Origin of the sequence: Microbacterium sp. SLBN-111 (assembly GCF_049739645.1) — a bacterium.
GTDB lineage: Bacteria > Actinomycetota > Actinomycetes > Actinomycetales > Microbacteriaceae > Microbacterium.
The window spans coordinates 2178701-2199532 of sequence record NZ_JBMGQH010000001.1; the positions used below are offsets into that span (position 1 = coordinate 2178701).

At 70.8% G+C, this 20832-nt stretch carries 21 protein-coding genes and 1 tRNA gene; 16 read left to right on the plus strand and 6 right to left on the minus strand.

Annotation, left to right across the window (positions count from 1 at the left end):
- Entirely contained in the window at positions 1-312 is a 312-nt protein-coding gene (locus tag RKD05_RS10050) for a DUF4229 domain-containing protein (protein WP_424709778.1), read from the minus strand.
- Positions 313-386: 74 nt separating this feature from the next.
- Between RKD05_RS10050 and RKD05_RS10055 the strand changes: the two genes are divergently transcribed.
- From RKD05_RS10055 to RKD05_RS10065, 3 genes are read left to right on the plus strand one after another with little or no spacing between them, the layout of a single operon-like run.
- Positions 387-812, plus strand: coding sequence for a PLD nuclease N-terminal domain-containing protein (locus RKD05_RS10055; protein WP_022877862.1), 426 nt, complete (start codon positions 387-389; stop codon positions 810-812).
- Positions 813-814: 2 nt separating this feature from the next.
- A complete protein-coding gene (gene menD / locus RKD05_RS10060; RefSeq protein ID WP_424709780.1) occupies positions 815-2590 on the plus strand; it encodes a 2-succinyl-5-enolpyruvyl-6-hydroxy-3-cyclohexene-1-carboxylic-acid synthase in 1776 nt (591 codons plus the stop codon).
- Positions 2591-2644: 54 nt separating this feature from the next.
- A complete protein-coding gene (locus RKD05_RS10065) occupies positions 2645-3502 on the plus strand; it encodes a polyphosphate kinase 2 family protein (RefSeq protein ID WP_424709781.1) in 858 nt (285 codons plus the stop codon).
- Positions 3503-3510: 8 nt separating this feature from the next.
- On the opposite strand, the gene RKD05_RS10070 is transcribed toward RKD05_RS10065, so the two are convergent.
- The gene (locus RKD05_RS10070; RefSeq protein WP_424711811.1) at positions 3511-4725 is read right to left on the minus strand and encodes an isochorismate synthase; all 1215 of its coding nucleotides are present in this window, start codon (positions 4723-4725) and stop codon (positions 3511-3513) included.
- A 161-nt stretch (positions 4726-4886) separates the two neighbouring features.
- Between RKD05_RS10070 and RKD05_RS10075 the strand changes: the two genes are divergently transcribed.
- The 6 genes from RKD05_RS10075 (at position 4887) to RKD05_RS10100 (ending at position 11445) form a co-directional block, all read left to right on the plus strand.
- Positions 4887-5450: a DUF402 domain-containing protein gene (locus tag RKD05_RS10075; RefSeq protein ID WP_424709782.1), complete on the plus strand. Its 564-nt coding sequence runs from the start codon at positions 4887-4889 to the stop codon at positions 5448-5450.
- Positions 5451-5516: 66 nt separating this feature from the next.
- The gene (locus tag RKD05_RS10080) at positions 5517-6179 is read left to right on the plus strand and encodes a class I SAM-dependent methyltransferase (protein ID WP_424711812.1); all 663 of its coding nucleotides are present in this window, start codon (positions 5517-5519) and stop codon (positions 6177-6179) included.
- A 76-nt stretch (positions 6180-6255) separates the two neighbouring features.
- Positions 6256-7317 (plus strand): polyprenyl synthetase family protein, encoded by a 1062-nt coding sequence (locus RKD05_RS10085; protein WP_424709784.1) that lies wholly within the window; start codon positions 6256-6258, stop codon positions 7315-7317.
- Between the two features lie 38 nt (positions 7318-7355).
- The gene (locus RKD05_RS10090) at positions 7356-8729 is read left to right on the plus strand and encodes an FAD-dependent oxidoreductase (RefSeq protein WP_424709785.1); all 1374 of its coding nucleotides are present in this window, start codon (positions 7356-7358) and stop codon (positions 8727-8729) included.
- Positions 8730-8761: 32 nt separating this feature from the next.
- Positions 8762-9733: an alpha/beta hydrolase gene (locus RKD05_RS10095; protein WP_424709787.1), complete on the plus strand. Its 972-nt coding sequence runs from the start codon at positions 8762-8764 to the stop codon at positions 9731-9733.
- Positions 9734-9753: 20 nt separating this feature from the next.
- On the plus strand, positions 9754-11445 hold the full coding sequence (locus RKD05_RS10100; protein WP_424709789.1) for an AMP-binding protein: 1692 nt from the start codon (positions 9754-9756) through the stop codon (positions 11443-11445).
- A 19-nt stretch (positions 11446-11464) separates the two neighbouring features.
- Here RKD05_RS10100 and RKD05_RS10105 read toward each other — a convergent pair whose 3' ends face one another.
- The 3 genes from RKD05_RS10105 to RKD05_RS10115 are packed head-to-tail and all read right to left on the minus strand — an operon-like array spanning position 11465 to position 12750.
- Complete coding sequence (locus RKD05_RS10105) at positions 11465-11602, minus strand: hypothetical protein (protein WP_424709791.1); 138 nt, start codon at positions 11600-11602, stop codon at positions 11465-11467.
- Positions 11599-12240 (minus strand): dihydrofolate reductase family protein, encoded by a 642-nt coding sequence (locus tag RKD05_RS10110; protein WP_424709793.1) that lies wholly within the window; start codon positions 12238-12240, stop codon positions 11599-11601. Before RKD05_RS10110 ends, RKD05_RS10105 begins: the two co-directional genes overlap by 4 nt.
- Positions 12241-12261: 21 nt before the next feature.
- Positions 12262-12750, minus strand: a complete 489-nt coding sequence (locus RKD05_RS10115) for a YajQ family cyclic di-GMP-binding protein (protein ID WP_063256091.1) — start codon at positions 12748-12750, stop codon at positions 12262-12264.
- A 67-nt stretch (positions 12751-12817) separates the two neighbouring features.
- On the opposite strand from RKD05_RS10115, the gene RKD05_RS10120 reads away from it, so the two are divergent.
- The 3 genes from RKD05_RS10120 (at position 12818) to RKD05_RS10130 (ending at position 14364) form a co-directional block, all read left to right on the plus strand.
- Complete coding sequence (locus RKD05_RS10120) at positions 12818-13318, plus strand: FBP domain-containing protein (protein ID WP_424709795.1); 501 nt, start codon at positions 12818-12820, stop codon at positions 13316-13318.
- The gene (locus RKD05_RS10125) at positions 13315-14190 is read left to right on the plus strand and encodes a PfkB family carbohydrate kinase (protein WP_424709796.1); all 876 of its coding nucleotides are present in this window, start codon (positions 13315-13317) and stop codon (positions 14188-14190) included. The genes RKD05_RS10120 and RKD05_RS10125 overlap by 4 nt, the downstream gene beginning before the upstream one ends.
- 92 nt (positions 14191-14282) lie before the next feature.
- Positions 14283-14364, plus strand: a tRNA-Tyr gene (locus tag RKD05_RS10130).
- Positions 14365-14425: 61 nt separating this feature from the next.
- Here the strand turns inward: RKD05_RS10130 and RKD05_RS10135 are convergent.
- Entirely contained in the window at positions 14426-15439 is a 1014-nt protein-coding gene (locus RKD05_RS10135) for a LacI family DNA-binding transcriptional regulator (RefSeq protein ID WP_424709798.1), read from the minus strand.
- Positions 15440-15602: 163 nt separating this feature from the next.
- Between RKD05_RS10135 and RKD05_RS10140 the strand changes: the two genes are divergently transcribed.
- From RKD05_RS10140 to RKD05_RS10155, 4 genes are read left to right on the plus strand one after another with little or no spacing between them, the layout of a single operon-like run.
- Complete coding sequence (locus tag RKD05_RS10140) at positions 15603-17612, plus strand: beta-galactosidase (RefSeq protein WP_424709799.1); 2010 nt, start codon at positions 15603-15605, stop codon at positions 17610-17612.
- Entirely contained in the window at positions 17609-18517 is a 909-nt protein-coding gene (locus RKD05_RS10145; protein WP_424709800.1) for a carbohydrate ABC transporter permease, read from the plus strand. The genes RKD05_RS10140 and RKD05_RS10145 overlap by 4 nt, the downstream gene beginning before the upstream one ends.
- Complete coding sequence (locus RKD05_RS10150; protein WP_424709801.1) at positions 18514-19452, plus strand: carbohydrate ABC transporter permease; 939 nt, start codon at positions 18514-18516, stop codon at positions 19450-19452. Before RKD05_RS10145 ends, RKD05_RS10150 begins: the two co-directional genes overlap by 4 nt.
- Before the next feature lie 48 nt (positions 19453-19500).
- A complete protein-coding gene (locus RKD05_RS10155; RefSeq protein WP_424709803.1) occupies positions 19501-20826 on the plus strand; it encodes an ABC transporter substrate-binding protein in 1326 nt (441 codons plus the stop codon).
- Positions 20827-20832: the final 6 nt, after the last annotated feature.

The following is a 20832-nucleotide window of genomic DNA, read 5'->3' on the forward strand; positions in this document are numbered from 1 at the left end:
TCAGCGCTCGGTGGCGGGCCGGTCGTCCGTCGCCGCGTCGACCACGGCGTCCTCGACGTCGGCGTCCCGCTCGGCGCCGGTGCGGCGGTTCGCGGCGCGACGGGCCTCGCGGCGCTCGGCGAGGTCGCCGGTCACCTGATCGAGGGGGCGCCGGAGGAACAGCAGCGACAGGCTCAGGCCGATCAGCGCGGCGAACACCGCGGCCAGCCAGGGCAGTTCCTGGAAGACCGGGAACAGCAGCAGGATGCCGAGCGGCACCACGAACGCGAGAAGACGCAGCACCGTGTAGACCAGGGCGGAACGGGCACGCATACTCCCACTCTACGACCGGTTCACGCCACCCCGGTGCCCGGCCGCCGCCCAGGCAGCGCCGGTAGAATCGGTGCATGGCACGCCTGCTGCTGATCCTGGCGCTCGTGGCGACCGCGTTCTGGGTCTACACGATCGTCGATTGCGCCGTTCAACCGGCCTCCCGCCATCGCGGGGTCAGCAAGCCCGCGTGGATGGTCATCGTGATCCTGCTGCCTGTGCTGGGTGGCATCCTGTGGTTCCTCATCGGTCGCGGCCGTGCGAGCGACCCCGTGCTCCGGCGCGCTCCCGACGACGACCCCGAGTTCCTCGGTCGGCTGTCCGCCCGCGATCGTGCCGAGCAGGACGAGCGCATCCGCCGCCTCGAGGAGGAGTTGGCGCAGCTCGACTCCGAGGGCGACGACCCGCGTGACTCACGGCCCGCTCCGAAGCCCGACAGTGACGACCCCGGTGGCAAGCCGGGCGACGACGACACCCGCGGTCAGCGCGGCGCTGTCGGCTGACCGTGGCACCGGTCGAGAGGGGCGCTCAGGCCCCGGCCACCGACGCGGCCGCGGCGCTGCTGGCGGGACTCGTGTCGCGCGGGGTGCGGCACCTCGTCGTGAGCCCCGGATCGCGGTCGCAGGCGCTCGCGCTCGTCGCGGCGGACTTGGAGCGCGCGGGGCTCGTGCGTCTGCACGTCCGCATCGACGAACGCGTCGCCGGGTTCACCGCGCTCGGCATCGGCCGCGAGACCGGCATGCCCGCCGCGGTGATCTGCACGTCGGGCACGGCGGTGGCGAATTTGCTCCCCGCCGCTCTCGAGGCCCACCACTCCGGTATTCCGCTGCTGCTGCTGACGGCCGATCGTCCGCCCGAGCTCCGCGGCGTCGGCGCGAACCAGACGACCCGTCAGCCGGGTCTCTTCCACTCCGCCGCGCGGTTCGAGGCCGACCTGTCCGTGCCCGAAGCGGTGGATCCGGATGCCACCGACCCCCAGACCGATGCCTTCGACGCCGTCGCGGCGACGGCGCTCGCCGCGGCGCTCGGTGAAGGCACCCGTCCGGCCGGTCCCGTCCACCTCAACGTGCCGCTGCGCGAGCCGCTCGCGGGGGCCGCTCCCGCGTGGTTGGTCGACCGCGCGACGCGACCGGCGCCGGTGGACGACGTGCCCGACGAAGAGGCATCCGGTGCTCTGTACCAGGGCGGGGGCGGGATCGGTGTGGCCGACGTCGCGCCCGAGCCCGAGGCGGCGTTCGTGCTCTCCCCGGGGCCGCGGACGATCGTCGTGGCGGGGGCGGATGCCGGTCCCGCCGCTGAGGACCTCGCCCACCGCGGCGGTCTGCCGCTGGTGGCCGAGATCGTCAGCGGTGCCCGCTTCGGTCGGCACGTCGTGCACTCGTACCGCGCGCTCCTGCGCGATCCGGACCTCGGTGGACGCGTCGAGCGGGTCGTCGTGTTCGGACACCCGACCCTCAGCCGCGAGATCGCGCAGCTCCTCGGTCGCGCCGACGTCGAGGTGATCGCGGTGCGCGGTCCCGGTGAGCCCGTCAACCTCAACGGTGCGACCCACGCCGTGGACGCGGTCCGCGCCGACGGTGCGGTCGACCGCGAATGGCTGGGGGAGTGGATGCGAGCCTCGCGCGCCGCGGCCGTCGACCTCAGCCCGCCCGCGCCCGACGCCGACGGACTGTCGTCCGCGGTGCCGCACGAACGTCTCGGCGCGATCAACGCCGAGGTCGCGGTGGTGCGCGCGCCCGTCGACCGGGCGACTCTCGTCGACGCCCTGTGGCGAGCGACGTGGCCCCACGACCGGCTGGTGTTCGGGTCGTCGCGTCTCGTGCGTGTCGCAGACGAGCTGCTGGGCGGCAAGAAGGTGGCCGTGCACGCGAACCGCGGACTCGCCGGCATCGACGGCACGATCGCGACCGCGACGGGTGTCGCCCTCGCCAGTCAGGAGGGAGACCGCCCCGGCGTCACGCGGGTGCTGCTCGGCGACCTCGCGTTCCTCCACGACGTGGGTGCGCTGCTGCTGCCGCCCGGCGAGCACGAACCGCGCCTGCAGGTGATCGTCGGGAACGACGGCGGCGGCACGATCTTCGACGGCCTCGAGGTGGCCGGCGTCGCGGGGGCCGACGCGATGGAGCGTGTGCAGTACACGCCCCAGGACGTTCGGCTCGAGCAGCTGGCGCTCGCGTTCGGCTGGGAGTACCACCGCGTGACGACGCGCGTCGCGCTCGACCAGGCGCTCACCGCTCCCGTGGGCGGCCGACAGCTCATCGAGGTTCCGCTCGACCGCTGAGTCGGGTTCGTCAACCTCTTGGCGCGGAACTCGCCCGCGCGACACGATGTGGCGATGAGTTCGCACAACCGCTGGACCACGCCCGCCGCCGAAGCCCTCACCGTCTCGCCGGGATTCCGGCTCGCCGACGTCGACCCCCGCGCGACGCCCGGCTACGACGGTGACAAGGACCAGGGCAGGGCCGACCTCGAGGCCGGCGTCGCCCCTCTCGCCGATCTGCAGGAGCGCCTCTTCGCGCAGAGCGTCGCCGGTACCGCGACCCGCTCCGTGCTGCTCGTGCTGCAAGCGATGGACACCGCCGGCAAGGGCGGCATCGTCAAGCACGTCGTCGGGGCCGTCGACCCGCAGGGCGTCGAGCTGGCCTCGTTCAAGAAACCCACCGCGGAGGAGCTGTCGCACGACTTCCTCTGGCGCATCCGCAAGCGCCTCCCGGATGCCGGGCGCCTCGGTGTCTTCGACCGCTCGCACTACGAGGACGTGCTCATCGGACGCGTCCGTTCCCTCGCCCCGGCGGAGGAGATCGAGCGCCGCTACGGCGCGATCGTCGCGTTCGAGGCCGAGGCGGCGGAGCTCGGCATCCGTGTCGTGAAGGTCATGCTGCACATCTCGAAGGACGAGCAGCGCGAGCGACTGGCATCCCGTCTCGATCATCCCGACAAGCACTGGAAGTACAACCCGTCCGACGTCGACGAGCGCGCCCTCTGGGACGAGTACATGGATGCCTACCAGGTGGCGCTCGAACGGACCTCGACGCCGCTCGCGCCGTGGCACGTCGTCCCGGCCGACCGCAAGTGGTACGCGCGGCTCGCCGTGCAGCAGCTGCTCATCGACGCCCTGACCGACATCGATCCGCAGTGGCCTGCGGCCGACTACGACGTCGCGACCGAGCGGCAGCGGCTGGCGGAGTCCTAGCCGATGTCCTAGGCGAGCGCCTCGACGATCGGGCGGAACTTCACGCGCGTCTCGAGCAACTCGGACTCGGGCACGCTGTCGGCGACGATCCCCGCTCCCGCGTAGGCGGTGATGGGCGCGGTCGGCGAGGAGGGCGCGGCGGGGTCGATCTGCGCGCAGCGCAACGCGATCGCCCACTCGCCGTCGCCCGACGCGCCGATCCAGCCGACGGCCCCGGCATAGCGGCCGCGGTCGAAGGGTTCGAGGTGGCGGATGACATCCATCGCGACGGCCGTCGGGGTGCCCGCGACCGCGGCGGTCGGGTGCAGCACGCTGATCAGATCGAGGGAGGATGCCGCTTCCGACAGCTCTCCTTCGACGTCGGTGGCGAGGTGCCAGACGTTGGGGAGCTTGAGCGTGAAGGGCTGTTCGGCGGCGGCGAGGGCCGAGGTGTGCGGGCGGAGGGCGGCGAGGACGCTCTGCACGGCGAACCGGTGCTCCTCCTGGTCCTTCGTGCTCTCGGTGAGGGCGAGGGCGGCCGCGACGTCGCTGTCGGCGTCGCCGCCGCGCGCCGTGGTGCCGGCGAGGACCCGGGCGGTCACCGTGCCGCGCGAGACCGTGACCAGGGTCTCGGGGCTCGCGCCGATGAGGCCGTCGACGGCGAAGACCCAGCAGTCGGGGTAGCCCTCGAGGAGGGACCGCACGAGGCGGCGCCGGTCCGAGCCGGCCGGGATCGTGCCGACGATGTCGCGCGCGAGGACGACCTTGCGCACTTCGCCGAGACGGATCGCCTCGACGGCGTGGTGGACGGCCTCCTGGTAGCCCTCGGCGGTCTGACGGCCCGGGCCGAGAGTGGCCGACCAGTGCGGTCCGAAGGGGGACCGCGGCGGCAGATCGGGTTCCGGTCCGTCGGGGGTGTCGGCGAAGGCCAGTCGCGTGACCCAGGCGCGACCGCCGTGGCGTCCCACGATCGTGCCGGGCACCCGCAGGACGCTCTCGCGCGCCGAGCGGGGGTCGAAGACGAAGGAGCCGAACGCGACGAGACCCGTGCCGGGGAGGCCCACCGGGTCATCGACCTCGGCGGCCGCGGCGATCCGCCGCCAGCGGTCGGCGATCGTCGTGTCACCGGGCTGAGCGCCGGTGTAGCGGATCGTCAGCAGGTCGCCGAAACCCGCGAGGGACTCTCCGCGGCGACTCCAGAACAGCGGGTCGTAGCCCGTGGTGTAGTCGAGCACGTCGTCCATCGGCGGCAGTTCCCGCGTGACGACGCGCAGACGAGGCACGGTGTCGTCCGCCGGTTGCTGCACGTTTCCACGATAGACCGCCACTGAGACTCGTGGCAGGGAAGCGCCAGGACGCCGGCACCGTCACCTGTCGGGTATGCGCCGCGACTTAGACTCGCGGCATGACCTCCCGTCCCGCACCCGGCACCCGGCTCGTGTTCCGCTGGCGGAAGTGGGACGGCTCGCCGCACTGGGAGCAGGACTGCGTCTACCTCGGGTCGGACAGCTGGGGCGACTGGTTCGGACAGCAGATCGGGTGGCGGAGCGTCCGTCCGGGCCGGGAGTTCGTGTGCCGCGAGCCCAACGTGACGCTGGTTCCGGCGAGCGGCGATTGGGCGTTCACGCACAACGCGGCCCCGCACCCGGTGGCCGTCTACATCGACCTCGCGTGGGACGCAGGCTGGGACGACGACGGAAACCCGGTCGGCATCGACATGGATCTCGACGTCGTGCGCCGCACCGACGAGCGCGGCACCTGGATCGACGACCGCGACGAGTGGGAAGAGCACCGCGTCCGATACGGCTACCCCGCCGACATCCAGACTCACCTCGAAACGGTCGCCGTCGACCTCGAGCGGCGTGTACGCGATCGGGAGGCGCCGTTCTCGGACGACGTCACCGGCCCGTGGCTGCAGCGTCTGGCCGACCTCGCGCAAGCCGGGGACGACGACGCGCCCCGCGCCTAGACTCGACGGGTGAGCAGCGACCCCAACCGCGCCGACCTCGGCAAGGACCCCCAGCGCGTCAGCGGCATGTTCGACCAGGTGGCCGCGGCCTACGACCGCACCAACGCGGTGCTGAGCCTCGGTAACGACCGATTCTGGCGCGTCGCGACCCTGAAGGCCGTCGCGCCGAAGCGGGGTGAGCGCATCCTCGACCTGGCAGCGGGCACCGGCACCTCGTCGATGGCCTTCGTGCCGAGCGGTGCCCACATCGTCGCTGCGGACTTCTCGCCCGGAATGATCGCCGAGGGACGCCGTCGACACGGGAACGTCCCGAACCTCGAGTTCGTGCAGGCGGATGCCACCGACCTCCCGTTCCAGGACGGTGAGTTCGACGCGGTGACCATGTCTTTCGGGCTGCGCAACGTCAACGACCCTCGTCGTGCGCTGCGGGAACTGCGTCGGGTCACGAAGCCCGGGGGTCGCATCGTGGTGTGCGAGTTCTCGCATCCGCCGTCCCGGGCCTTCAACGGCCTCTACCGCTTCTACAACGACCGCGTGCTGCCGACGGTGGCGAAGGCGATGAGCTCGAACGCCGAAGCCTACGACTACCTGAACGAGTCGATCCGCGACTGGCCGAACCAGCCGACGCTCGCTGCGTGGATGCGCGACGCGGGCTGGGTGGACGTCGCCTACCGCAACCTCACGTTCGGCATCGTGGCCCTCCACCGCGGAATCAACCCGGGCGCGTAGTTCCGAGAGGGCGCGTCCTGTCAACCGTCGAGATACCGACGGCGACGCCGGACCGCGCCAGGATAGGCTGAAACCCGTGACCCCGAGACCGCCCGCGGCCGGCACCCGCCTGTCGGGCAAGCTGGGCCTGAGTGACCGCATCTTCGCAGGACTCCGTGCGCGCACCCTGCTCTCCACCGTCGAGGCCGGCCTCGACCGTGTCGAGAGCACGCTGGAGCGCGAGGTGCGCAGCGCCGACCGGCTCGCCGACGTCACCGCCCGCTACCTGTACGAGGCGGGCGGCAAGCGCGTGCGCCCGATGCTCGCGATCCTCACGGCGCAGCTCGGACAGGGCACGACGCCCGAGGTCGTCGAGGTGGCCACGGCCCTCGAGCTGACGCACCTCGGTTCGCTGTATCACGACGACGTCATGGACGGTGCCGACAAGCGTCGCGGCGTGCCCAGCGCGCAGACGGTGTGGGGCAACAACATCGCCATCCTCACCGGCGACCTGCTCTTCTCCCGCGCGAGCCAGCTCATGGCCCGGCGCGGTGAGCGCGCGATCCAGCTGCAGGCCGACACGTTCGAGCGGCTCGTCCTCGGTCAGATGCACGAGACCGTCGGCCCGCAGGAGGGCGACGAGCCGGTCGAGTTCTACCTGCGCGTCCTCGCCGACAAGACCGGTTCGCTCATCGCCGCCGCCGCGCAGTCGGGCGTGATCTACTCGGGCGCCCCCGAGGAGTTCGAGGCCCCGATGGTCGTCTTCGGTGAGAAGGCGGGCGTCGCGTTCCAACTGCTCGACGACGTCATCGACCTCTCCCCCGACCCGTCCGAGACCGGCAAGGTGCCCGGCACCGACCTGCGCGCGGGCGTGCCGACCATGCCCTACCTGCTGCTCGGCCACCGCTCCGACCAGGCCTCGGCCGACCTCCGGGCGCGCATCGACGAGGGGCAGGACCTGATCGCCGCGGGCGCCGACCCGGCGATCCTCGACGACGCCCTCACCGAGCTCCGCGAGCACGAGACGACGCGCGAGACGCTCGACCTCGCCCACCGGTGGTCGCAGGACGCGATCGACGCGCTCGAGCCGCTGCCGGACGGAGCCGTCCGCGAGGCGCTGACGCGGTTCGCCCGCGCGGTGGCCGACCGCTCCGCCTGACCTTTCCCCACCCCCCGATCGCGATCGAGAGGACCCCCATGACGAAGCTGCGCCTTGCCATCGTCGGAGCCGGCCCCGCCGGCATCTACGCCGCCGACATCCTGCTGAAGGCCGAGCGCCAGTTCGACGTGTCGATCGACCTGTTCGAGCAGCTCCCCGCCCCCTACGGTCTCGTCCGCTACGGCGTCGCCCCCGACCACCCGCGCATTAAGGGCGTCATTACGGCGCTGCGCGAGGTGCTCGACCGCGGTGACATCCGGATCTTCGGCAATGTGAACTTCGGCACCGACATCACGCTCGACGACCTGAAGCAGCACTACAACGCCGTCATCTTCGCCACCGGCGCGATCCGGGACGCCGATCTCGACATCCCCGGCATCGACGCGCACGGCTCGTACGGCGCGGCCGACTTCGTCAGCTGGTTCGACGGTCACCCCGACGTGCCGCGCGAGTGGCCGCTCGAGGCCGAGTCGGTCGCCGTGATCGGCAACGGCAACGTCGCGCTCGACATCACGCGCATGCTCGCCAAGCACGCCGACGACCTGCTCCCCACCGAGGTGCCCGACAACGTGTATCAGGGGCTCAAGGCCTCGCCCGTCACCGATGTGCACGTGTTCGGCCGCCGCGGTCCCGCACAGGTGAAGTTCACGCCGCTCGAGCTGCGCGAACTCGGTGAACTGCGCGATGTCGACATGGTCGTCTACGACGAGGACTTCGACTACGACGAGGCCTCCCTCACCGCCATCCAGACCAACAAGCAGGTCAAGGTCATCGACCGCGTCCTGCAGGAGTGGCGCACGCGTCCCGGCGCCAACAACGCCGGGGGCGAGGCCTCTCGCCGCCTGCACCTGCACTTCTGGGCGAAGCCCCTGGAGGTCGTGACGGATGCCGAGGGCCGCGTCGCCGCGCTGAAGTACGAGCGCACGAAGCCCGACGCCGAGGGCGGCGTCTCGGGCACCGGCGAGATCCGCGAGGTCCCGATCCAGGCGATCTACCGCGCTGTCGGGTACTTCGGCTCGCCGCTGACCGACGTGCCGTTCGACGAGCGTCACGGCGTCATCCCGAACCACGAGGGCCAGGTGCTGGCATCCGATTCGAACGAGCGGATCCCTGGCCTCTACGCCACCGGGTGGATCAAGCGCGGACCCGTCGGCCTCATCGGACACACCAAGTCGGATGCCATGGAGACGGTGCGCCACGTCATCAACGACCAGGCCGAGTGGTGGCGTCCCGCGCACCCCGAGGAGGAGGCGATCCCCGCCCTCCTGGCCGAGCGCGGCGTGCGCTGGACCGACCTCGAGGGCTGGCACCGACTCGACGAGCACGAGATCGCCCTCGGCGCCCCGCACGAGCGCGCGCGCATCAAGGTCGTCCCGCGCGACGAGATGATCCGCGTCTCCCGCGGCGAATAACAGAGGTAGACCCTCGCCCGTAGGCTGTGCCCATGGGCGACGTGGGGGAGTGGCATCCGGACATCCTCGGCCCGGGGTTCGAGCAGCGCACGCTGGCGCTCGGCGCCGATGACGAGGGCGAGGTCGTCGCGACGCTCGTCCGCGCGATGCCGCACCCGGGCGCGCGCCTGTTCGGGCCGTGGCGCGAGGTCGACGTGCTGTACGTGCACGGATGGTCGGACTACTTCTTCCAGACCGCGCTCGCGCGGTTCTTCACCGACCGGGGCGCGCGTTTTCACGCGCTGGACCTGCGCAAGTACGGCCGCAGTCTCCGGCCCGGGCAGACGCCCGGGTACGTCGCCGCGCTCGACGTGTACGACGCCGACATCGAGGCGGCCCTGGATGCCATGGGCACCGAGGCGCACGGCCGACGCCTCGTGCTCCTCGGTCACAGCACCGGTGGGCTGACGCTGACGCTGTGGGCGGCGCGGCACCCCGGGCGCGCGCACGCGGTGGTGCTCAACAGTCCGTGGCTGGAGCTGCAGCTCGGTCCGCTCGGGCGGCAGGCTCTTGCCCCGATCCTGAACGCCCGCGCCCGCATCGACCCGCTCGGTACGCACCCCGTCGTCGACCTCGGCTTCTACACGCGCGCGCAGCGTGAGGTCGGCACGCTGCCCGACAGCCCCGACGGGTGGCGGCCCGAGCGCGGCTTCCCGACCCATCCCGGCTGGCTCGCCGCGGTCGTCGCGGGCCATGCTCGGGTGGCATCCGGGGTCGATGTCGGATGTCCGGCGCTCGTGCTGCTGTCCGCGCGCTCGGCGTCGGCGCTGTCGTGGAGCGACGCGATGCGCGAGTCCGATTCGGTGCTCGTCGTCGACGACATCGCCCGCGCGGCGACCCGCATCGCGCGGGAGGTCACGATCGTCCGCATCGACGGGGCGCTGCACGACGTCTTCCTGTCTCGGGCGGACGCCCGGGATGCCGCGTTCGCTGCGCTCGAGCGCTGGTCGGGGTGGCTAGCGTAGGAGGCGATACAAGGAGTCCCATGACCTCGACGACCCCCACGGAGCAGTACCGTGCTGCCCGCGACCTCCTCCTCGCCGCCCGCACCGATCCCGACCGCGCCGCGGAATTCGCGTGGCCGCGGATCGAGGGGCCCTTCAACTGGGCGATCGACTGGTTCGATCCGATGGCGCGGGGGAACGATCGTCCGGCGCTGATCGTCGTCGACGACGACGGCACGCACCACGAGCGCACGTTCGACGAACTCGCGCGGCGCTCGGATCAGGTCGCCGCGTGGCTGGCATCCCGGGGCGTTCGGAAGGGACACGCGGTCCTGCTCATGCTCGGCAACCAGGTCGAACTGTGGGAGGCGATGCTCGCGATCATGAAGCTCGGCGGCGTCATCGCGCCCACGACGACGGCGCTCGGCGCCCACGATCTCGCCGACCGCATCGAGCGCGCCGAGATCCGGCACGTCATCGTCGATTCCGCGGATGCCGACAAGTTCGAGGCCGCGCCGGACGATCTCGGCCGCGTCGTCGTGGGGGAGCCCGTGCCGGGCTGGGTCTCGTACGACGACGCATTCCTCGCGGAGGCGCCGGAGGCCGCGCACCCGGGGACGGTCGCGGACGACCGGCTGCTGCTGTACTTCACCTCGGGCACGACGTCGAAGCCGAAGCTCGTCGAGCACACGCACGCGTCCTACCCGGTCGGGCACCTGTCCACCATGTACTGGCTCGGGCTCGAGCCGGGCGACGTGCACCTCGCGATCAGCTCGCCCGGCTGGGCGAAGCACGCCTGGAGCTGCTTCTTCGCGCCGTGGATCGCCGAGGCGACGGTCCTCGCGCTCAACTACTCGCGGTTCTCGGCCGACCGGCTGCTCGACGTGCTGGAGCGTGACGGCGTCACCACGTTCTGTGCGCCGCCGACGGTATGGCGCATGCTCATCCAGGCCGACCTGACCGGGCGACGCGGGGCACTGCGTGAGGTCGTCTCCGCCGGGGAGCCGCTCAACCCCGAGGTGATCGCGCACGTGCAGCGCGCGTGGGGCCTCGACATCCGCGACGGGTACGGGCAGACCGAGATGACCGCGATCGTGGCGAACACGCCCGGCGCGGCGCTCGTCCCCGGGTCGATGGGGCGCCCGCTGCCGGGCTGCCCGGTGGTGATCGTCGATCCGCTCACCGGCGCGTTCGCCGACGAGGGCGAGATCTGCCTCGACCTCACCGACCGCCCCCTCAACCTCATGACGGGCTACGTCGGAGACCCGGAGCGGAACGCGGATGCCTTCGCCGACGGGCTCTTCCACACGGGCGACGTCGCGCGGCGCGACGAGACCGGGAGCATCACCTACATCGGTCGCACCGACGACGTCTTCAAGTCCTCGGACTACAAGATCAGCCCGTTCGAACTTGAGAGCGTGCTCATCGAGCACCCCGCGGTCGTCGAGGCCGCCGTCGTGCCCGCGCCCGACGCGCTGCGGCTGTCGGTCCCGAAGGCGTACGTCGTCCTGGCATCCGGTCATGAGCCGGGCGAGGAGGTCGCGCTCGAGATCCTGCGCTTCGCGCGCGAGAACCTCGCGCCCTTCCAGCGACTGCGGCGCATCGAATTCGCGGAGCTGCCCAAGACGATCTCGGGCAAGATCCGCCGCGTCGAGCTGCGCGAGCGCGAGGAGCGCGCGGCCCGCGGGGAGATCGTCGTGGTGGAGTGGCGCGACGACAGCCTGCGCGGCTGAGGGAGAACGATCCGCCGCGTCAGCTCGGTTCGGTGGTGCGGATGAGCCCGCAGTTCACGCACGACCACGCGACGAGGAAGCGCTCGTCGTCGAGCACCTCGAACCGGAGGGGGTCGCCGCACGTCGGGCACGTGGGGAGGCCCTCGGGCGTTCTCACCGCGCGAAGGTCACGTGCACGACGCCGCTCTCGGCGACCTCGGACGTGACCGTGTAGTCGGCGTGGAGGTGGCGAAGGTCGTCCCACAGCCGCGTGCCGCTGCCGAGGACGACGGGCCGAATCGCGACGTGCAGCCGGTCGACGAGGCCCGCAGCCAGGGCCGAACGCACCGTGGAGACGCCCCCGCCCACACGAACGTCGGCGTCGCCGGCGAGCTCGGTCGCCTGGCGCACGGCATCCTCGATCCCGGTCTGCAGGAATTCGAAGCGGGTGCCGTTGGCGAACTCGATCGGCGGGCGTTCGCGGTGCGTCAGCACCAGGACCGGCACGCGGAACGGCGGCTCGTCGCCCCACCACCCGCGCCAGTCCGGGTCGTCCGGGAACGAGTGGATGCCGAACATCCCGGCTCCTATCACTTCGGCGCCGATGCCCTCGAAGTACTCCGCGGCGTACCGGTCGTCGACCCCGGTGGTGCCCTCGCCGGAGGTGTCGCCGAACACACGCTCGCGGAACGTCCGCGTCGCCATGTAGTCCGCGACGAGCAGACCCCAGTCCGCCCCCATCGGGTTCTCGGGCGAGATGTCGGCGGGCGCGGCGACGCCGTCGAGGGAGATGTTCAGATCGACGCGGACGGCCATGAGGAGCCCTGGATCTCGCTCTTACCGGTAGTTCGTGAACTGCAGGTCGACGTCGAGGTCGGCGGCCTTGAGGAGGCGCTGCACCTCCTGGAGGTCGTCGCGCGACTTGGACTGCACGCGCAGCTCGTCGCCCTGGATCTGCGACTTGACGCTCTTGGGGCCCTCGTCGCGGATGATCTTGCCGATCTTCTTCGCGTTCTCCTGCGAGATTCCTTCCTTGAGCGTCGAGGTGATGCGGTACTCCTTGCCGCTCGCCGTCGGCTCGCCGGACTCGAGGCTCTTCAGCGAGATGCCGCGCTTGATGAGCTTGGTCTGGAAGACGTCGAGGACGGCCTTCGCGCGCTCCTCCGAGTTGGCTTTGATGAGGATCGCTTCGCCGCTCCACTCGATGGAGGCGTCGGCGCCCTTGAAGTCGTAGCGCTGCTCGACCTCTTTCCGCGCCTGGTTGAGCGCGTTGTCGGCTTCCTGGCGGTCGATCTTGGAGACGATGTCGAATGAGCTGTCGGCCATCCCGGGATTCTATCGAGCCGAAGGCGACCGGCCCAGCGGGTGGCGGTCGCTCGTAGACTCGGATGCCATGCGAGCACTCACCGAGAACGAGGTGCGCGACGCGTTCGTCAACGCCGCGCCCGAGGAGTTGCGGGTCGTGGCGCTGCCGCACGACTTCCTGCTCACCGACTGGGACCACCTCGATTTCTTCGCGTGGCGCGACCCCCGCACCCGCGGGCGCGGCTACCTCGTGACCGAGCGCGACGGCGAGCCCACCGGCATCGTGCTGCGGGTCGCCGACGGGCAGTCCCGGGCGCGCGCGGCGATGTGCAACCTCTGCCACACGATGCAGCCCGGCGACCAGGTGTCGCTTTTCACGGCGCGCAAAGCCGGGGCTGCGGGGGAACACGGCGATACGGTCGGGACGTACATGTGCGCCGACCTGTCGTGCCACGAGAACGTGCGCCTCGCGATGCCGCTGGCGCCGAGTGAGATCCGCGGGAGTGTGGACATGAAGATCGACGGCACCAAGCGCCGTACCGAGGCGTTCGTGGAGCGTGTGCTCGAGACGGCCGGGGTCGAGCGGTGACCGGCCGGGTCGTCGTCATCGGCGACGCCCTGATCGACGAGCTTCGCGACGACGACGGTGTCCGCGAGTTCGTCGGAGGCGCGGCGCTGAACGTCGCCGTGGGCCTCTCCCGTCTCGGCGTCCCCGCGTCGCTGATCGCGATGGTCGGCGACGACGCCGCCGGGGAGCAGATCCGCGCCTACCTTGCCGAGTACGACGTCGACCTGCTCGCGAGCCCCTCGGAGCACGGATCGTCGCGCGCCGTGAGCACCCGCTCGGCGGGCGGCGAGCCGGAGTACGTCTTCAACGAGGCCGCGCAGAACCGTCGTGTGCACTACGGCGACGCCGAGCGGGCGGCGCTGGCCGACGCGGCGATGGTCGTCGTCAGCTGCTTCCCCTTCGACGACGCGGAGCAGACGGACGCGCTCCTGGATGCCGTGGGCTCGGCGTCGCTCGCGATCGATCCGAACCCGCGGGCCGGGATGCTGCACGATCGTGACGAGTTCGTCCGCGGCTTCGAGAAGGCCGCGGCTCACGCGCAGCTGGTGAAGGTGGGCGAGGACGACGCGCAGCTGCTCTACGGCGCGCCGCTCGAGGGGCTGCGGGAGAAGCTCACGGCCCTCGGCGTGGATGCCGTGCTCGCGACCTACGGAGCCGGGGGAGCGGCGATCGACGCCGACGGACTCACCGTCTCGCGGGGCATCGCCGACCTTCCCGGCCGCATCGTGGACACGATGGGCGGCGGCGACGCCGTGCTGTCGACGTCGGTTGCACTGGTGCGCGAGGGCCTGCCGGTGGCCGAGGCGGAGTGGGGGTACGTGCTCGACCGCGCCATGGAAGTCGCCGCGGCGACGTGCCGGAGCGAGGGCGCCCTGCTGCGTATCCCCGAGTGATCCTGGCTCGTGTTGGAAGCACCCCCTCGGGGAGGGTAAGGTAGGTGATCGCGCCTCCGGTCGACTGCGAAAGCCGGGCGGGTGCGCACCCTGGCGAGTTACCCAAGCGGCCAAAGGGATCTGACTGTAAATCAGACTGCATTGCATTCGGGGGTTCGAATCCCTCACTCGCCACCGACACATATGAGAAAAGCCCCGGGAGACCGGGGCTTTTCTCGTTGACTGGCTCCACGTCTCAGGCCGACTCGCGCCAGACGATCGGGCTCTCCAGCAGGATCGGGGCGGTGAAGGTCTGGCCGTCGAGCTGCGCGAGGACGGCGCGGGCGGCGGCGCTGCCGAGTTCGTCGGCGGGTTGGTGCACGGTCGACAGCGGGGGATCGCACCGCAGGGCCCACGAGCTGTCGTCGAAGCCGACGATGCCCACGTCGTCGGGCACGCGACGACCGGCTTCGCGCAGCGCCTCGATGGCTCCGGCGGCGACGGCGTCGCTCGAGGCGAAGACGCCGTCGATGTCGGGGACGCGGTCGAGCAGGCGCTTCATGCCGGCCTTGCCGTCGGAGAACGAGTAGAACGGCACCCGCTCGACGAGCTGCGGGTCGAAGTCGCCGCCGAGGGCATCGACGAACCCGGCGAGGCGATCGGCGCCGGAGTCGCGGTCGAGAGCCGCGGCGACCATGCCGACGCGGCCGCGGCCCGTCGCCACGAGACGTTTCGTGATCTCGCGCGCCGAGCCGCGGTTGTCGATCGCGACGTGCGCGGCGTCGCCGATGTCGCGCGGGTTGCCGACGAACGCGGCGGGCAGCCCCAGTTCGACGACCGCGCGGGTGATGGGGTCGCCGACGCGCGCCGAGACGATGATCACGCCGTCGATGAGGCCGCCGCTGAGGTATCGCGCGAGCCGGTCCACGTCGCGGGGAGTGTCGGCGATCAGGCACGACAGCTGGTAGTCCGCCTCGGAGAGAGCGCTGTTGGCGCCCAGCAGGATCGAGGCGATGTTGGGGTCCTCGACGAACAGCGAGTGCGGTTCGTGCACGATGAGGCCGATCGCCTGGGAGCTCTGCATCACGAGGCTGCGCGCCGCGCGGTTGGGGACGAACCCGACCTTCGCGATCGCGGCCTCGATCGCCGCGCGCGCGTCTTCCGACACGTACGGCTGCCCGTTCAGCACGCGGCTGACGGTGCCCCGCGAGACCCCCGCCTCGAGAGCGACGTCCTTCACCGTGGCGCGACGCCGACGCTCCGTATCCACGATCCCGATCCTAGGGCGGGGAGACCCCGTGTGTGAACGAGCACAGTTTGATAACGACGACTTGACGCGGAAAACGACGGATGCCACTCTGTGTACGTTCACAGAACCTCGACGGAGAGGCATCCCGCTTGAGACTGTGCACGTTCACAGAACGAGGAGCAGGATGACCGGCCGGACCCCCTTCACCCACGAGGGCATCGCCTTCGGGTGCGACTACAACCCCGAGCAGTGGGCGCCCGAGGTGTGGGACGAGGACATCCGCCTGATGCGCGAGGCCGGGGTCGACCTCGTCGCGATCAACATCTTCGGATGGTCGCACCTGCAGCCGGGGCCGGACTCGTTCGACTTCGCGGCCCTGGACGACATCCTCGAGCGGCTGCACGCCGCCGGTATCCGGGTCAATCTCGGGACCGGAACCGCCTCCGCGCCCGCGTGGCTCAGCCGCGCGCACCCCGAGGTGCTGCCCATGGCGGAGGACGGAACGCGCCGCTATCCCGGTGGCCGCCAGGCGTGGTGCCCGAGTTCGCCGATCTTCCGGACGGCATCCCTCCGTCTCGTCGAGGCAGTCGCCGCGCGGTACGGGTCGCACCCCGCCGTGGCGCTCTGGCACGTCTCGAACGAACTCGGATGCCACAACGCCCTCTGCTACTGCGACGAGAGCGCCGCGGCGTTCCGGGTCTGGCTGCGCGAGCGGTACGGCTCCGTCGCCGAGCTCAACCGGGCGTGGGGCACCGCGTTCTGGTCCCAGTCGTACTACGACTGGGAGGAGATCCTCCCGCCGCGGGCGGCCCTGTCGGCGCGGAACCCGGGGCAGCTGCTCGACTTCCACCGCTTCAGCTCGGACGCCGTCTTCGCGCAGTACCGCGCGGAGGCCGAGGTGCTCCGGCGTCTCAGCGACCGCCCTGTGACGACGAACTTCATGGTCACCGCGCACATCGAGAACATGGACTACTGGTCGTGGGCCGACGAGATGGACGTCGTCGCCAACGACCACTACCTCGACCACCGCCTCGGCGACCCGTTGAGCGAGCTCGCGTTCGCGGCGGACCTCAGCCGTGGGCTCGCGCAGGGTGCGCCGTGGATCCTCATGGAGCACTCCACCGGTGCCGTCAACTGGCAGCCGCTGAACCTCGCCAAGGAGCCCGGTCAGCTGCTGCGCAACTCGCTCACCCATGTCGCGCGCGGCGCCGACGGCGTGTGCTTCTTCCAGTGGCGTGCCTCTCTGCAGGGCGCCGAGAAGTTCCACTCCGCGATGCTGCCGCACGCCGGCACCGACTCCGCGGTGTGGCGAGAGGTCGTCGAACTCGGCGGCATCCTGGACCGGCTCGGCGAGGTCGCGGGCTCGCGCGTCCTCGCCGACGCCGCCGTCGTCTTCTCGTGGGAGGCGTGGTGGGCGACCGACACCGAGTGCCGTCCCAGCCAGGCGGTCGGCTACCTCACGCAGGTCCACGCGGCCTACGCCGCGCTGCACGCCGAGGGGCTGACCGTGGACATCGTGCGCCCGGGCGCCGACCTCTCCGCGTACCGCCTGGTCGTGGTCCCGGGGCTCCACCTCCTGCGCGCCGACGAAGCCGCCGTCCTCACCGACTGGGTCGCCGCCGGCGGCACCGCGGTCGTGACCTACTACTCGGGCATCGTCGACGAGAACGACCGCGTCTGGCCGGGGGGCTACACCGGTCCGCTGCGCGAAGCACTCGGCATCCATGTCGAAGAGTTCGCGCCCGTCGCGCCCGGCGTCGCGATCGCGCTCGACGACGGCACGCGCTCCCACCTGTGGAGCGAGCGCCTGCGCGCGACGACGGCCGAGACCGTGGCGACGTTCGCCGACGGCCCCGCGGCCGGGTCGCCCGCGATCACCCGGAACGCCCACGGGCGGGGGAGCGCGTGGTACCTCGCCACGCAGCTCGAGCCCGCGGCCCTCGCCGACCGGATCGGCGCGATCGCCCGGGGAGCCGGCGTGCGTCCGCCCGTCGAGGTCGACGCCCCCGGCGCGTTCGAGGTCGTGCGGCGCCGCGGGGCGGACGCCTCCTACGTCTTCGTCGTCAATCACGGCGACACCGACCTCGTTGCCGACGTGCGCGGCACCGAGCTCATCACGGGAACCGCGGTCGAGGACCGACTGCGCGTCCCTTCCGGCGCCGTGCGCGTCGTCCGAGAGGAGAACCACTCATGACCGCTCCCGCCGCCGTGGCGCGGACGCCCCGGGGACGTCGACGCATCCCCCACAAGAGGGCCATCGCGGCCTTCATCGCCCCCTTCGTCGTGCTGTTCGTGCTCTTCTACCTGGTGCCGATCGGCTACGCGATCTGGAAGTCGCTGCTCGTCGTCGAGCGCGAGGGCACGTTCGGCCAGGCGCGCGAGGTCTTCGGCGGCCTCGCGCAGTACGCCCTCGTGTTCCAGAACACCGCGTTCTGGACGTCGGTCGGCCGCGTGCTGCTCTTCGGCGTCGTGCAGGTGCCGGTGATGCTCGGCCTCGCCCTGCTGTTCGCCCTGCTGCTGGACTCGCCGCTGCTGCGTGGCAAGCGGTTCTTCCGCCTGGCGTTCTTCGTGCCGTACGCCGTTCCGGGCGTGATCGCCGCGATCATGTGGGGCTTCCTGTACTCCCCGAACCTCTCGCCGTTCCCCGCCGTCACCTCGAACGTCGATCTGCTGTCCGCGGATCTCGTGCTGTGGTCCATCGCCAACGTCGTGACGTGGGTGTTCGTCGGCTACAACATGCTGATCATTTACTCGACGCTCCTGGCGATCCCGCAGGAGATCTACGAGGCGGCCCGCATCGACGGTGCCGGCCACGTCCGTATCGCCTGGTCGATCAAGATCCCGCTGGTGCGGCCGGCGCTCGTGCTCACCGGCGTGCTGTCGATCATCGGGACCCTGCAACTCCTCGCCGAGCCGCAGACCTTCCGGTCGTTCAGCTCAGCGGTGACGAGCACCTTCACCCCCAACATGACGATCTACGCGACCAGCTCGATCCCGAACGTCTCGCTCGCGGCGGCCTTCTCCGTCGTCCTCGCACTGGCGACGTTCGTGCTCTCGTTCACCTTCCTCCGTCTCAGCCGTCGTGGAGCCCAGTCATGAGCGCGCTCGCCCCCACCCCCACCGACACCCGCACGCTCACCACCGGGCGCCGCGCCGGGCGCCGCACTGACCGGCCGCGACCGGCCGCCACAGGCCCCCGCGAGAGCCTCCTGTCGCGCACGACAGCGATGGTCGTGATGGGCATCTTCACGCTGTACTTCCTCATCCCGCTGTGGTGGCTCGTCGTGGCATCCACGAAGGACCGCGGACAGCTGTTCAGCACCAACGCGCTGTGGTTCGCCGACTTCCGGTTCTTCGACAACGTCGCGCAGCTGTTCGCCTACCGAGACGGCGTGTACCTGAAGTGGCTGGGCAACAGCGTCCTGTACGCCGGTGTCGGCGGCGTGATCGCGACGGTCATCGCCGCGATGTGCGGCTACGCGCTGGCGAAGTACCGCTTCCCGGGCCGCGAGGCCATCTTCAACACCGTGCTCGGCGGGGTCCTCGTGCCCGCGACGGCCCTCGCGCTGCCGCTGTTCCTGCTGTTCAGCCAGGTGCAGCTCACCGACACCTACTGGGCCGTGCTGCTCCCGAGCATCGTGAGCCCGTTCGGCGTCTACCTCACGCGCGTGTTCGCCGAGGCATCCGTTCCCGACGAACTCCTGGAGGCCAGCCGCCTCGACGGGGCGGGGGAGGTGCGGACGTTCTTCACGGTGTCGATCCGCCTGATGTTCCCGGCGCTGGTGACGGTGTTCCTGTTCCAGTTCGTCTCGATCTGGAACAACTTCTTCCTGCCGCTGATCATGCTGCGCAGCGAAGAGCTGTTCCCCGTCACGTACGGGCTCTACGCGTGGAACTCCACCATCAACCAGTTCCCCGAGCTGCGCACGTACGTGCTGGTCGGGTCCCTCATCTCCATCGTCCCGCTCATCGTGACGTTTCTGCTGCTCCAGAGGTACTGGCGCACCGGGCTCGGCACGGGAGCCATCAAGTAACACACCCTCCCGCCGGCACGACCGGCGGGTCAACCGAGAGAAGGAATCATGCAGCACAAGAAGAGAGCGGTCAGCGTCGCCCTGCTCGCCGCGGGCGCCCTGGTCATGGCGGGATGCTCGTCGTCGAGCACCGGCAGCACCGACGCGGCGTCGTGCGCCCCCGCCGGCGAGAACGTGACGCTCACGTTCACGTCGTGGATCCCCGGGATCGAGGATGCCGTGGCGATCTGGAACAAGGACAACCCCGACATCCAGGTGCAGGTGCAGACCGGCCCCTCGGGCAACGCCGGCACGTACCAGAACTTCTTCAACCAGCTCCAGGCGGGGAACGCCCCCGACCTCGGGCAGATCGAGTACGACGCGCTGCCGAACTTCCGCGTGCAGGACGGCCTCGCGAACCTCGGCGCGTGCGAGGACGTCGTCAAGGCCAAGGACCAGTTCGTCGACTGGACCTGGAAGCAGGTCACCCTCGGCACCGAGAACGAGGTCTACGGCGTGCCGCAGGATGCCGGCCCGATGGCGCTGTTCTACCGCAAGGACCTGTTCGAGCAGAACGGCATCGCGATCCCCACGACGTGGGACGAGTACCGCGAGGCGGCGAAGAAGATCCGCGCGCTCGGCGGCTACATCACCAACTTCTCGCAGAGCGACATCAACCAGTTCGCGGGCTTCGTGTGGCAGGCCGGCGGTCAGTGGTTCTCCAACGACGGCGACGCCTGGAAGGTCGACCTCACCAGCGACGCCTCGAAGAAGGTCGCCGACTACTGGCAGGGCCTGATCGACGACGGTCTCGTCTCGTCGTACCCGGCGTGGACCGACGAGTGGAACAACGCATACAACACCGGCCAGGTCTGGACGTGGAACTCGGCCGTGTGGGGTGCCAACTCCATCTCCAGCGGCGCCCCCGACACCGCCGGCAAGTGGGCGGTCGCCGAGGCCCCGCAGTGGGCGGCCGGGCAGTCCGCGGCAGGGAACTGGGGCGGCTCGTCGATCGCCGTCTTCAAGTCGACGAAGCACCTCTACGAGGCGGCCAAGTTCGCGCTGTGGCTGAACACCTCGGAGGAGGCGCTGACGTCGCTGAACAAGACCGCGGCGATCTACCCCGCGACCAAGGACGGCCTGAAGCTGCCCTCGCTGCAGGAGGGCGTGCCCTTCTACGGTGACCAGAAGATCTACGACGTGTTCGCCAAGGCCTCCAGCGAGGTCGACCCGAACTTCGTCTGGGGTCCCACGATGACCCAGGTCTACGCCGACGTGTCGGACGGCTTCAAGGCCGCGGTCGCCGGTTCGGGCACGCTCGACGAGGCTCTGGCATCCGCTCAGGACAAGACCATCGCGACCCTCGAGGCGCAGTCGATCCCGGTCGCGAAGTAACCTCCA